Annotated in this window: 10 protein-coding genes and 1 other RNA gene; 7 read left to right on the top strand and 4 right to left on the bottom strand. The window is 71.7% G+C overall.

The features are described from left to right. Positions 1 to 66 precede the first annotated feature (66 nt). Complete coding sequence (locus ABD733_RS02565; RefSeq protein ID WP_344793471.1) at positions 67 to 564, top strand: hypothetical protein; 498 nt, start codon at positions 67 to 69, stop codon at positions 562 to 564. A gap of 80 nt (positions 565 to 644) precedes the next feature. Here ABD733_RS02565 and ABD733_RS02560 read toward each other — a convergent pair whose 3' ends face one another. Beyond that, on the bottom strand, positions 645 to 2468 hold the full coding sequence (locus ABD733_RS02560) for a DEAD/DEAH box helicase (protein WP_344793470.1): 1824 nt from the start codon (positions 2466 to 2468) through the stop codon (positions 645 to 647). 135 nt (positions 2469 to 2603) lie between these two features. Further along, complete coding sequence (locus ABD733_RS02555; protein WP_344793469.1) at positions 2604 to 4937, bottom strand: Ig-like domain-containing protein; 2334 nt, start codon at positions 4935 to 4937, stop codon at positions 2604 to 2606. Positions 4938 to 5129: 192 nt separating this feature from the next. On the opposite strand from ABD733_RS02555, the gene ABD733_RS02550 reads away from it, so the two are divergent. The 5 genes from ABD733_RS02550 to rnpB all read left to right on the top strand — a co-directional run bounded on the left by ABD733_RS02550 (position 5130) and on the right by rnpB (position 10412). Then, a complete protein-coding gene (locus ABD733_RS02550; protein WP_344793468.1) occupies positions 5130 to 6818 on the top strand; it encodes an ABC-F family ATP-binding cassette domain-containing protein in 1689 nt (562 codons plus the stop codon). A 253-nt stretch (positions 6819 to 7071) separates the two neighbouring features. Then, positions 7072 to 8280: a hypothetical protein gene (locus ABD733_RS02545; RefSeq protein ID WP_344793467.1), complete on the top strand. Its 1209-nt coding sequence runs from the start codon at positions 7072 to 7074 to the stop codon at positions 8278 to 8280. Positions 8281 to 8289: 9 nt separating this feature from the next. After that, positions 8290 to 9108, top strand: a complete 819-nt coding sequence (locus ABD733_RS02540) for a Nif3-like dinuclear metal center hexameric protein (protein ID WP_344793466.1) — start codon at positions 8290 to 8292, stop codon at positions 9106 to 9108. Between the two features lie 102 nt (positions 9109 to 9210). Further along, on the top strand, positions 9211 to 9951 hold the full coding sequence (locus ABD733_RS02535) for a zinc ribbon domain-containing protein (RefSeq protein WP_344793465.1): 741 nt from the start codon (positions 9211 to 9213) through the stop codon (positions 9949 to 9951). 79 nt (positions 9952 to 10030) lie between these two features. Further along, an RNA gene (rnpB, locus tag ABD733_RS02530) (RNase P RNA component class A) lies at positions 10031 to 10412 on the top strand. A 198-nt stretch (positions 10413 to 10610) separates the two neighbouring features. On the opposite strand, the gene ppgK is transcribed toward rnpB, so the two are convergent. Continuing rightward, positions 10611 to 11372, bottom strand: a complete 762-nt coding sequence (gene ppgK, locus ABD733_RS02525; RefSeq protein WP_344793464.1) for a polyphosphate--glucose phosphotransferase — start codon at positions 11370 to 11372, stop codon at positions 10611 to 10613. 52 nt (positions 11373 to 11424) lie between these two features. Next, complete coding sequence (gene map / locus ABD733_RS02520; protein WP_344793463.1) at positions 11425 to 12288, bottom strand: type I methionyl aminopeptidase; 864 nt, start codon at positions 12286 to 12288, stop codon at positions 11425 to 11427. Between the two features lie 66 nt (positions 12289 to 12354). On the opposite strand from map, the gene ABD733_RS02515 reads away from it, so the two are divergent. Next, positions 12355 to 12537, top strand: coding sequence for an SPOR domain-containing protein (locus tag ABD733_RS02515; protein WP_344793462.1), 183 nt, complete (start codon positions 12355 to 12357; stop codon positions 12535 to 12537). The last annotated feature ends 33 nt before the right edge of the window (positions 12538 to 12570 follow it).

Genomic DNA, 12570 nt, shown 5'->3' with positions numbered 1-12570 from the left:
CACCAGGATGGACGGTGGCCTCCGAGTCCGCAACCGCGGTCGGCTCGCGCCCGAAGGAGGACCCCCATGGCATCCGCTCACCACCTGACCATCCTCGACGACTTCGAGTACGTCGACGACACGCTCGACGACGCCGCCTGGTACGACCGCTACACGATCAAGGCCGGCACCTACGACGTCGTCATCGACGGCGGCGAGGCCGTGGTCTCGGCTGCGGCGACCCTCACCGAGGAGTACCGGACGACCCGGCTGATGAGCCGGAACAAGGCCGAGGCCCGGTCGGTGTTCGAGGAGACCACGTTCGACTTCCGCTCGAGCGCGGCCGAGGCGGTGCCCGGCCCGCTCTCCGTCGGAGGCACCTACGGCTGGGTGGCCGAGGCCGGAGCGTCGACCCCGACGCCCGCCGCGATCGCGTCAGTCGTCGCCGACCTGCGTGCCGCGACAGCCGCCCGTCGCGCCGTCGGCGCCAGCCACGGCCAGGGCAGCGCCGAGTACGCCGCCGCCCTCGAGGACGAGGCCCGGGAGCGTGAGGCGGTCGTCGCCCGCGCCCAGGCGGCCGCCTGACCCGTCGAGACACGACCGCCCCGCCACCCTGGAGAGGGTGGCGGGGCGGTGTCGTCTGGCTCGGGGCGCCCGTGCGGACGCTAGTGGCGCGGCTTGCGGCTCGGCCGGTCGTCGCGGTCGTCGCGACGCGAGTCGTCGCTGCGAGAGTCGTCGCGGCGGGAGTCGTCCCGCCTCGAGTCGTCACGGCGAGGCCCGCCACGGCGGTCGGGCCGGATCTCGATGAGCTTGCCGCTGATCCTGGTGTCGACCAGCTTGTCGAGCACCGAGGGCGACAGGTCGGCGGGCAGCTCGACGATCGAGAAGTCGGGCCGGATCTGGATGGCGCCGAAGTCCTCGCGGCTCAGGCCGCCCTCGTTGGCGAGTGCGCCGACGATCTGGCGGGGCTCGACGCGCTGACGGCGGCCGACCTCGATGCGGTAGGGCGACATGGGCTTCGTCGTGCGCGGGCGGCGCTCGGGACGCTCGCCCCGGTCGTCGCGGTCGAAGGATCGCGGGGCCCGGTCGGAGTCGTCGAGGCCACGCTCACGGCGCGCCGGGCGCTCGTCGGCGGGGTCGAGGAGCAGCGGCGTGTCGCCCTGGGCGACGACGGCGAGAGCGGCCGCGACGTCGGCCTCGGGCACGTCGTGGTGCTCGACGTAGTGGCCGACGATGTCGCGGAAGGCCGCGATCCGCGTCTGCTGCGAGAGCGCCTCGGTGATCGCGTCGTCGAACCGCGCGAGGCGGGTGACGTTGACGTCTTCGACCGAGGGGAGCTGCATCTGCGTGAGCGGCTGGCGGGTGGCCTTCTCGATCGCGCCGAGGAGGCGGCGCTCGCGCGGCGTGACGAAGCTGATCGCGGCACCCGACCGTCCGGCGCGGCCGGTGCGGCCGATGCGGTGCACGTACGACTCGGTGTCGATCGGGATGTCGTAGTTGACGACGTGGCTGATGCGGTCGACGTCGAGGCCGCGCGCGGCGACGTCGGTGGCGACCAGGATGTCGAGCTTGCCCGACTTCAGCTGGTTGACGGTCCGCTCGCGCTGGGCCTGGGCGACGTCGCCCGAGATCGCGGCGGCCGAGTAGCCGCGGGCGCGGAGCTTCTCGGCGAGCGTCTCGGTCTCGCTCTTGGTGCGGACGAACACGATCATGCCCTCGAAGTTCTCGACCTCGAGGATGCGCGTGAGAGCGTCGACCTTCTGCGGGTACGACACCATCAGGTAGCGCTGCGTGGTGTTGGCGGAGGTCGTGGTCTTGTTCTTGACCGTGATCTCTTCGGCGTCGTTGAGGTACTGCTTCGAGATGCGGCGGATCTGGGGCGGCATCGTCGCGGAGAAGAGCGCGACCTGCTTGTCGTCGGGGGTGTCGGCGAGGATCGTCTCGACGTCTTCCGCGAAGCCCATCTTGAGCATCTCGTCGGCCTCGTCGAGCACGAGGTACTTCAGCTCGGACAGGTCGAGCGTGCCCTTGGCGAGGTGGTCCATGATGCGGCCGGGGGTGCCGACGACGACGTGCACGCCGCGGCGGAGAGCCGAGAGCTGGACGCCGTAGGCCTGGCCGCCGTAGATCGGCAGGACGTGGACGCCGCGCATGCCGGAGGCGAACTGCTCGAACGCCTCGCAGACCTGAAGGGCGAGCTCGCGGGTCGGGGAGAGGACGAGCGCCTGCGGCTTCTTCGCGGACGCGTCGAGGCGCGACAGGATCGGCAGCGCGAACGCGGCGGTCTTGCCGGTGCCGGTCTGCGCGAGGCCGACGACGTCGCGCCCCGCGAGCAGCGTGGGGATGGTGGCCGCCTGGATCGCGGAGGGCACTTCGTAGCCGATGTCGCGCACGGCCTTCAGGACGGCGTCGCTCAACCCCAGGTCGGCGAAGGTCGTCGTGGCCGGGGCGGAATCAGCCTCGGTCGGGGTCTCGGTGTCGGTGCTCATAGTCAAACGGTAGTCGCTCCGGGCCCTCGACCACGACGATCCTGCTGTCCGCGCCGTGCCGGGGCGCCCGGTCCGGGCCCCGAGAAGGTCCCGACCGTGGGCCCGACGAGCGCCGACCGTACGCCCGACCGGGCCTCAGCCGACGCTGACGGTCGCCGTCGGCGTCGTGTTCCCGGGGTAGACGTAGCCGGTCGGGAGGTAGGTGGCACGGAGGGTGTGCGTGCCCTTCGAGAGCCCCGGCACGGTGATCCGGTAGCTGGAGGCGCTGCCGAGGGCGACGGTGACCGTCTTGGAGTCGTACGCGAGGCGGAGCGAGCCCGTCGGCTGGTAGCCGCTGGTGCCCTTCCCGATCGTCACGGTCACGGTGAACGGCTTGCCCGCGGAGGCCGTCTTCGGAGCGGCCATGCCGAGGGCGGCGTTGTCGTTGGCGATGATCAGGTTCGCGAAGGTCGTCTGCGTCGTCGCACCGCGCCAGGTGAAGACCGACGAGATCGTCGTGCGCCTCTGCCCCTTCACGTGATCGGTCGGCGTGAGGAACTGCACCGTGTGGCCGACGAAGACGTCGCCGGCGGTCGACGACGAGAAGCGCGCGGCCGAGGTGTCGATCCGGTTGCCGAAGCGGTCGTACGCGTTCAGCACGAAGGTGACCTTCTGCCCTGCGATGGCGAGGGTGCCGAGGGCCGGGCCCGAGATCGACGACGTTGCGACCCGCGACGGGGCGACCGAGACGACGACGCTGGCGTGGACGGCGCCGAGGGTCGCGGTGAGGGTCCGCCGGCCCGCGTACCTGCCCGACACAGAACCTGCACCCACGGTGCCTTGGACGCGACTCGTGTCGACGCCGTCACCCGACCCGGAGGAGTCGACCGAGGCCTGGTCCATCCGGGTCGCGTTGCCGTAGGCGTCGGTGCCGGTCAGGGTGAATGCCAGCGACGTGCCCGCCTCCCACGACGACGCGGCCGGCACGATCTTCAGCGCGACCGTCTTTCCGGCGACGACCGCGACCGCGAGCTTCTTGGAGAGGGAGCCGGAGGTCGCCGTGAGGGTGCGGGTCCCAGCGATCCTGCCGAACGTCACGGTGGTGCCCGAGACCGTGTCGAGAGGGTTGCTGCTCGTGAGCTTCGCCGTCACCGCTCCTCTGTTGCTGTAGGCGTCGACACCCTGGATGGAGTAGGTGGCGGAGCCTGCGGCCGTGACCGAGAGGGCGGGCGAGACGAAGGAGAGCGACGAGGGTGCTCCAAGGGTGACGGTGACCGTCGGCCGGTAGTCGAGCTCGACACCGTCCGGGCGCAGGATCAGCCGATGCTTCCCGGCCGTCCTGATCGTGCCCGTGAGGGTCGACGTGCCCGCTGCGAAGGAGTACTCCGTGCCGTCCTCGTCGCCGATGTCGGTCTCGGAGTTCAGCTGCACGGCGTTGCCGTAGATGTCGACGGCGCCGAGGACCGCCCGGAAGGCGCCCGCCTGCAATTGCGTCGGGACTCCGGAGAGGCGGTAGGGGAACGACGCGGTGATCGTGACGGGCGTGCTGGCGGTGAGGTCGCCGCTCGTGGCGGTGACCAGCCAGGAGCCCGCCCTCTTGATGGTGATGTCGCCGTCCGGGCCGACGACGAGGTACTTCGGCGCCAGTGCGTCGCCGTCCGGCGAGGTGACCGTGAACAAGGGCGCGTCGGTCGGCACCGGTTCGTCGCCCTGGGTTGCGCGCACGAGGTACTGCCAGGGTGAGCCCGCCTCGATCGGGAGCGCCGGCGGGTCGATGAACGAGAGGACGGCGGGCAGGACCACGGGGGCGGGCGTGACCTCCACGTCGCGGCTCAGCGTGGCGTCGCCGAGCGTGACCGTGATGGTCCGTGTCCCGGGGTCGCCGAAGGTCACCGAGGTGCCGTCGACCGAATCGGACGGGTCGGTCGACGTGACGACGGCGCCGTCGCTCGGGAGCGGGTCGTTCTGTGCGTCGTAAGCGCGGGTGTCGAAGGCGAAGGAGGTGCCGGACTCGAAGGACGATGTCGTGTTCGTCCACGAGAGGCTCGCCGGCGGCCCGGCGACGACCTCGAAGTCGAGGGGGTCCGAGACCAGGTCGCCGTCGTGAACGGTGAGGGTGTTCGTGCCGACGTAGGTGCCGTACAGGGCGCTGTGGACCGCGTAGCTCGGGAACACGATCGGCTCGGTGCTGCCGGGCTGGAGGAGGTCGAGCTCGGTCAGGTCGTCGGTGACGTCGGCGACGACGGCGCCCGACGAGTCGAGCCCGTCGACCGTGAACGTGAACTGCGAGCCCGCGACCACCGGGTCGATCGGGCGGATGCGGATGCTGGCGACGACGACGTCGGTGTTCCCTGTCGTGTCGGCCCGCGCGGGAGCCGCGCCGAGAGCGAGGGATGCCGCGGCGATCACTGCCGCGGCGGTGACAGCGGAGAGGACCGCGACGGCCCGCCTCCCGATCGTGTGTCCTCGGAGTGCACCGGTGGCTGACATCGATCTCCCTACGCGCCACGACGCGCATCGCCGGGACTGCCCGAAGACTGCCGGAGGCCCGGCCGACGCACCACACCCCGAACGGGGCGAGCCACCGCGGTGGCGGGAGCGGCCCGGGCGCCGCTAGTCTGGTCGGCTGCCCTCGGGGCGGCGTCGACGGAGAGCCGTCGACCCGCCGACTGGGAGAACACAATGGGCTACATCGACGTCGCGAGAGTCTCGTACTCCCTCGCCGACGGGAGACCGCTCCTCGACGAGGTCTCGTTCCGCGTCGGCGAGGGGTCGAAGGCGGTCCTGATCGGCGCGAACGGGGTCGGCAAGTCGACCCTCCTCCGCCTCATCCGAGGCGAGATCGCGCCCGACGGGGGAGTGGTGGCGATCGACGGCGGCCTCGGCGTCATGGACCAGTTCGTCGGTCACGTCCGCGACGACACCACCGTCCACGATCTCCTGATCTCGGTCGCGCCGCCCGCGGTGCGCTCTGCGGCTCGAGCGCTGGTCCAGGCGGAGGACGCCCTGATCGAGCGCGACGAGCACGACACTCAGATGGCCTACGCCACCGCGCTCGGCGACTACGCCGACGCCGGCGGCTACGAGCAGGAGACCCTCTGGGACACCTGCACGATCCGGGCCCTCGGCGTCCCGTTCGAGCGGGCGCGGTACCGGGAGGTCACGACCCTGAGCGGAGGCGAGCAGAAGCGGCTCGTCCTCGAAGCGCTCCTCCGCGGGCCCGAGCAGGTGCTGCTCCTCGACGAGCCCGACAACTACCTCGACGTGCCCGGCAAGCGGTGGCTCGAAGACGCCCTGGCGGCCTCGCCGAAGACCGTCCTGCTGGTCAGTCACGACCGCGAGCTCCTCGCCCGGGTCGCCGACCGCGTCATCACCGTCGAGGTCGGCGCGGCGGGCAACACGACGTGGACCCACGGCTCGACCTTCGGCACCTACCACCAGGCGCGGGCCGACCGGATGGACCGCCTCGACGAGCTCCGCCGGAGGTGGGACGAGCAGCACGAGAAGCTCCAGACCCTCGTGCGGAACCTCAAGATCAAGGCCGCGAACAACGACTCCATGGCCTCGCGCTACCAGGCCGCCGTCACGAGACTGTCGAAGTTCGAGCAGGCGGGTCCGCCGGAAGAGCGTCCGAGAGAGCAGGATCTCGCCATCCGTCTGCGGGGCTCCCGCACCGGCAAGAGAGCGGTCGTCTGCGAGCGGCTGGAGCTCACCGGACTCATGGCGCCCTTCGACGCCGAGCTCTGGTTCGGCGAGCGGATCGCCGTGCTCGGCTCGAACGGGTCGGGGAAGTCGCACTTCCTGCGGCTGCTGGCGAAGGGCGGCACCGACCCCGAGCCGAGAGAGGGGCACCTGACCGCCGTCGGCCGCGGGCTCGACGGGGTCGCCCACACCGGGCGCGCGATCCTGGGGGCCCGAGTGGTGCCGGGGTGGTTCGCACAGGCCCACGAGCACCCGGACATGATCGGACGCACGCTGCTCGAGATCCTGCACGCGGGCGACGAGGAGCGGGCGGGCCTCGGGCGCGAGGCCGCGAGCCGCGCCCTCGACCGCTACGGCCTCGTCGAGTCGGCCGAGCAGGTGTTCGAGTCGCTGAGCGGCGGACAGCAGGCGTGCCTGCAGATCCTGCTGCTGGAGCTCGGCGGCGCGACCCTCCTCCTCCTCGACGAGCCCACCGACAACCTCGACATCGTGTCGGCGGAGGCCCTGGAGGAGGCGCTCGAGAGGTTCGAGGGCACCGTGATCGCGGTCACGCACGACCGCTGGTTCGCCCGCTCGTTCGACCGGTTCGTGGTCTTCGGAAGCGACGGCACGGTCTATGAGGCGCCGGAGCCGGTGTGGGACGAGGGGCGGGTCGCGCGGGCCCGGTGAGCGGCGCTCCGCCCGCGCACCCCGATCGGGTCGCACCCGGTCTGGGGTCCCGCCGCCACCCAACCCCCTCGCGGAGGGTGCCGAACCACTGCCCGTGAGACCCCTACTCTCACCTCACCAGAGGGGCGGCCGGTGATCGGCCGCCCCTCTTCTCCGTCTGGCGCGAGCTCGGCTCCGATCGGGGCGCGACACGCGCGGGAGCAGCACCGGCGCGCCTGACGAATACACGGATATGAGCGCATATCATTCCGGCATGACCGATCAGCTGGATTCGAGGACGATGGGGACGGTGACGGCCTTCGTGGACGAGAGAGAGCACCCCCTCCGCCGCTCGACATTCACACCGGCCGGAGGTCTGTCTCTGCCCGAGGCGCTCCCGGCGGATCCTGCGCCGGTGAGCGTGAGCGCCGACGAGTCCGCGCCCCCGGTCGTCGAGGTCGTCGCCCCGCTCGACCCCGCCGCCGCGCTCGAAGCGGTGCTGCAGGACGACGACGACGACGACGTCGACCGCGGGTTCCCGCGCCCTCCGCTGCGCGGCTCCCTCGACGACGAGGACCTCGTGCCGCTCGTCGACCGCCACACCGACGACACCGCCACGGTCGACCTGATCGGCATCCTGCAGGCGCAGATGCAGCTCCGCGCTGCCGAGGCCGCCCGCTTCGCCGCCTGGGAGGCGGAGATCCGGCGCATCGGCACGGAAGACGCTCTCGACGAGCTCGAGCGCACCCGCCTCCACTTCACCGGCGTCATCCCCGTCCAGACCGGTCCGTCGATCGTGGCCACCACCTCGGCGCCTGCCGGCGAGGCTCTGGTGCCCGAGCGCATCGTCTCCGCTGACGCCCACGACTCAGCACCGGTCATCCCGACAGGGACGGCCCCCGAACCCGCCGCCAACCCGCACGCCGAGCGTGCCCGCCTGGCCGACGAGGAACTCCTCGAGCGCGCCGACGACGCACCGGTCTCCACGACGGCCGCCCGGTCGGCCGTCAGCCCCGTCCTCGTCGTCGCCGCGGCAGCACTCGCGCTGACCCTGGTCGTCGTCTCGCTGGTGCTGGCGCCGACCGGTGCGTCCCTCGCCCTCACCGCCGGGTTCGCCGCGGCCGCCGCCCTGGCCGCGTCCTTCCTCGGTGCGGTCGTCGCGCGGTTCGGCGTCAGCCGCCTGCTCCCGACCGGCACCCCTGCGTCCGGGCTCCCGAGTGCCTGGCGCTCCGGGGTCTTCGTGGGCGGCCTCGTCGTCGGGACCGTTGTCGGCGAAGGACTCGTCAGCACGACCGCCCCCGGATTCGGGTGGCAGGGCTTCCTGAGCGGGCTGGTCGCGACCCGCGGCGCGCACGTCGAGCTCTCGATCGTGGCGGCCCTCGTCGGCGCATTCGTCCTGGCCCTCGTGGTCGTGGCGATCGGCGACCGCCTGTCCTCCTCAGCCCGGACCGCGAACACCGAGCAGGATCAGCCCGCCGACTAAGCTGGGAGCGTGTCCACTCTCGAAGCGGTCGGCCTCGCCGTCGAACAGCTCTGGCCCGTCTCGGGCGCCGCGTCGTGGGATGCCCCCGGGCTCGTGATCGGTGATCCTGCGGCCACGATCGGCCATGTGCACCTCGCCGTCGACGCCGTCCTCGAGACCGCCGACGAGGCGCTCGACATCGGTGCCGACCTGCTCCTCGTGCACCACCCGCTGCTCCTCCGCGGCACCACGACCGTGGCCGAGTCGACCACCAAGGGCGCTCTCATCGCGCGCCTGATCCGCGGGGGAGTGAGCCTCCTCGCGGCCCACACCAACGCCGACGCCGTCGAGACCGGCACCTCGCGCGTGCTCGCGCACCAGCTCGGGCTCGTCGACCAGGTGCCGCTCGAGCCGGCCGGGCCCGGCGCCGCCACCGGGCTCGGGATCACGGGTCGCTTCGCCGAGCCCCTGACCCTGATGGCTCTCGCCCGGCTCCTCACCGACATCCTCCCGCCGACCGCTGGTGGAGTCCGCGTCGCCGGCGACCACGAGCGAGTCGTCGAGACGGTCGCCCTCTGCGCCGGCGCCGGAGACTCGCTGCTGTCGAACGACGCCGTCCGACGCGCCGACGTCTACATCACCAGCGATCTCCGCCACCACCCGGCGTCCGACGCCCGCGAGCTCATGCTCCTGGGGCGGGGGCCGGCTCTCGTCGACGTGTCGCACTGGGCGAGCGAGTGGCTCTGGCTCGACACGGCCGCGGCGCAGCTCCGGCAGCTCCTGCCCGACGTCGAGGTCACCCTCTCCGATCTCCGGACCGACCCGTGGGACTTCGCGGTCGTGCGATGACCCTGTCCGGTCCCTTCCCCTGCCGTCCTTCCGCCTCAGCGCTCCGCGCACCCAGCCCTCGCGCCTCGATCCTGCGGTGCGCCCCGACCGAGTGAGACCACCATGCCCCTGAAAGCCAGTCCCGCCGACCAGGCACTCCTGCTCGACCTCCAGCAGCTCGACACGAGCCTGCAGCAGCTCGCGCACCGCGGCCGCCAGCTCCCCGAGAACCAGGCTCTCGCCGAACTCGACAAGCAGGTCGCCGCGCTCCGAGTGCGCCTCACCACCGAGGAGGGCGCCGCCGAGGACGCCCGCCGAGAGCTCGCCCGCATCGAGTCCGACGTCGCCATCGTCGAGGCCCGTGTCGCGCGCGACCGCGACCGCCTGCAGAACAGCTCGTCGCAGAAGGACATCCAGGCCCTCGAGCAGGAGCTGCAGGCCCTCGCCACCCGTCAGAGCGCCCTCGAAGACGTGCAGCTCGACGTGATGGACCGCGTCGAGTCCTCCGGTGCCGTCGTCGCCTCGACGCAGGGGGAGCTCGACGCTCTCGCCGCCAAGCGGTCCGAGCTCGACGCGGCCCGCGATGTCTCGCTCCGAGACGTCGAGTCGGAGCGCACTCACGCCGTGGCGAACCGCGAGACGATCGCCGGCCGCGTCCCCACCGAGCTGCTCGCCCTCTACGAGCGGCAGCGCGAGCGCTACGGCGTCGGCGCGTCGCACCTCCGGGCGCGCGTCTCGAGCGCCAGCGGCGTCGAGCTGACCGGGAACGACCTCGCGACCGTCCGGTCGGCAGCCCCCGACGACGTCCTGCTCTGCCCCGACAGCCAGGCGATCCTGGTGCGCACCGACGAGTCGGGAATCTAGGCGCGTTTCCGCTGAAGGCGGCGCTGGCGCCCCCGTGCCCGAGCGCGAGCCGCACAGACGGTAGGCTGATCCTCGCGAATGGGTCGACAAGACGGTCGCGTCGCGGCCCCTCGGGGTCGTGCCGAGGAACGTCCGGGCTCCACAGAGCAGGGCGGTGGGTAACACCCACCCGGGGCAACCCGCGAGACAGTGCAACAGAGAGCAGACCGCCACGGGCCCTCCGGGGCTCGCGGTAAGGGTGAAACGGTGGTGTAAGAGACCACCAGCGGTTCGGGTGACCGACCGGCTAGGTAAACCTCGCCCGGAGCAAGGTCAGACAGAGGACGTTCGAGGCGGCTCGCTGAGTCCTCGGGTAGACCGCTGGAGCGCTGCGGCAACGCAGCGCCGAGATAGATGGCCGTCCACGGTGTCGTGCTCGCACGACACCCGGACAGAACCCGGCGTAGCAGTCGGCCCATTCGCCCCGCCCGGCTGGCCCGCCCGGGCGCCGACCCCGACGAGGCCCGCTGCTGCCCGCCCGGGCCCGCTGCTGCCCGACGAGGCCCGCTGCCGCGCAACGTCTCGCGGACACGGCACGGCGCCGCGGCAGGGTGCTCAGTCCGCCCAACGTAGGGCGGCACCGCGGCGCGCGCCACGAGGCCCGCAGCCGCGCAGGCCGCCTAGAACGCGGGCTTCGACTCCGACGCCAGCGCCGCAGCACCGAGGATCCCCGCGTTGTTGCGGAGCTTCGCGGGCACGATCTCGGCGCGCAGGTCGAGCAGCGGCAGGAACTCCTGGTAGTGCTTCGACACCCCGCCGCCGACGATGATCAGCCGCGGGTAGAGCAGCGCCTCGAGGTGCGAGTAGTACTTCTGCAGGCGCTTGGCCCAGTGCTTCCACGACAGGTCGTCGCGCTCCTTGGCGGCGAACGAGGCCTTCGTCTCGTAGTCCTTGCCCTCGATCTCGAGGTGTCCGAGCTCGGCGTTGACGATCAGGGTGCCGTCGTGGAGGAGGGCCGTGCCGATGCCGGTCCCGAGGGTGGTCATGATCACGAGGCCGTCGACGCCCTTGGCTGCGCCGTAGCGGGCCTCGGCGTAGCCGGCGGCGTCGGCGTCGTTGACGAAGTGGATCGCCTTGCCGAGGGTGGTCTCGAACAGCTTCTCGGCCTCGAAGTCGATCCACTTCTTCGACACGTTGGCAGCCGACAGCGTCTTGCCGTCCATGATCGCCGCCGGGAAGCACACGCCGACGTGCAGGTCGTTCGCGTCGTCGCCGAGCTCCTCGACGATCTGCTTCACGACCGCGACGATCGCGTCGGGCTCGCCGCCCTCGGGGGTGGCCTTCTTGATCCGGTCGGTGATCAGCTCGCCGCTGTCGACGTCGACGATGGCTCCCTTGATTCCGGTGCCGCCGATGTCGATTCCCACTGCCTTGGTTGCCATGGGTGTGCCTCTCTCGTTGGGTCGAGGTCGGCCGAGAAGCCGCCCCGCAGGATCAGTAGGTGGTCAGGACCTCGGCGCCGCGCTCGGTCACGACCAGCGTGTGCTCGAACTGGGCGGTGAGGGAGTGGTCGCGGGTGGTGACGGTCCAGTCGTCGTCCCAGATGTCGGCGTCGATGCCGCCGAGGGTCAGCATGGGCTCGATGGTGAAGACCATGCCGGGCTCCATCACGTCGGTGTACTGCGGGGCGTCGTAGTGGGGGATGATCAGCCCGCTGTGGAACGCGCGCCCGACCCCGTGCCCGGTGTAGTCGCGGACGACCCCGTAGCCGAAGCGCTTGGCGTAGACCTCGATAGCGCGGCCGATCACGTTGACCTGGCGGCCCGGGGCCACCGCCTTGATGCCGCGGTTCAGGGCCTCGCGGGTGCGCTCGACGAGGTCGACGGCGTCCTGCGACGCCTCTCCGACCACGAAGGTGCGGTTGGTGTCGCCGTGGACGCCCTCCTGGAAGGCGGTGATGTCGATGTTGACGACGTCTCCGTCCTGGAGCACCGTGTCGTCGGGGATGCCGTGGCAGATCACCTCGTTGACCGAGGTGCAGACCGACTTCGGGTAGCCGCGGTAGCCGAGGGTCGACGGGTAGGCGCCGTGCGAGGTGACGTAGTCGTGCGCGACGACGTCGAGCTGGTCGGTCGTGATGCCCGGCCGGATGGCGGCTCCGACGGCGGTGATGGCGTCGGCCGCGATCCTGCTGCTGCGCCTGATCGCGTCGACGGTCGCAGGATCGTAGACGTCGCCGCCGTCGTAGGGGGCGGGCGCGACCCTGCCGACGTACTCCGGACGAGCGATCGACGCGGGGACCGGACGCTGCGGCGAGATCCGGCCCGGGGTCAGGTGACCGTGTTCATCCCGGGACATGTCCACCAGCTTAGGGGCCGCCGGACGCTCGGTCCGTCGTGAGGGCGGCGTGGGTAGGCTGCCGTCATGGCTGACAACGAGCAGGAGTTCTGGTTCAACACGAAGACGCACCAGGTCGAGGAGGGCATGGTCTCGCCCGCCGTCGACCGTGCCGGGCCCTACGCGACGCGCGAGGAGGCCGAGCACGCGATGGAGCGCATCAAGGCCAACAGCGAGAAGTGGGCGGCCGAGGAGGCCGAGCGCGACTGAGGCGGTCTCCCGACACGCATTCCGGCCCGGGTC

Origin of the sequence: Frondihabitans peucedani (assembly GCF_039537585.1) — a bacterium.
Classification (GTDB): domain Bacteria; phylum Actinomycetota; class Actinomycetes; order Actinomycetales; family Microbacteriaceae; genus Frondihabitans; species Frondihabitans peucedani.
The sequence above is the reverse complement of the archived record's forward strand: the minus strand, read 5'-3'. Positions and strand labels throughout refer to the sequence as shown.

Excerpts from the sequence above, each read along its gene's own strand:
- ABD733_RS02565 (WP_344793471.1), top strand. The coding sequence starts at position 67 with ATGGCATCCGCTCACCACCTGACCATCCTCGACGACTTCGAGTACGTC.
- ABD733_RS02560 (WP_344793470.1), bottom strand. The coding sequence starts at position 2,468 with ATGAGCACCGACACCGAGACCCCGACCGAGGCTGATTCCGCCCCGGCC.
- ABD733_RS02555 (WP_344793469.1), bottom strand. The coding sequence starts at position 4,937 with ATGTCAGCCACCGGTGCACTCCGAGGACACACGATCGGGAGGCGGGCC.
- ABD733_RS02550 (WP_344793468.1), top strand. The coding sequence starts at position 5,130 with ATGGGCTACATCGACGTCGCGAGAGTCTCGTACTCCCTCGCCGACGGG.
- ABD733_RS02545 (WP_344793467.1), top strand. The coding sequence starts at position 7,072 with ATGACCGATCAGCTGGATTCGAGGACGATGGGGACGGTGACGGCCTTC.
- ABD733_RS02535 (WP_344793465.1), top strand. The coding sequence starts at position 9,211 with ATGCCCCTGAAAGCCAGTCCCGCCGACCAGGCACTCCTGCTCGACCTC.
- ppgK (WP_344793464.1), bottom strand. The coding sequence starts at position 11,372 with ATGGCAACCAAGGCAGTGGGAATCGACATCGGCGGCACCGGAATCAAG.
- map (WP_344793463.1), bottom strand. The coding sequence starts at position 12,288 with ATGTCCCGGGATGAACACGGTCACCTGACCCCGGGCCGGATCTCGCCG.
- ABD733_RS02515 (WP_344793462.1), top strand. The coding sequence starts at position 12,355 with ATGGCTGACAACGAGCAGGAGTTCTGGTTCAACACGAAGACGCACCAG.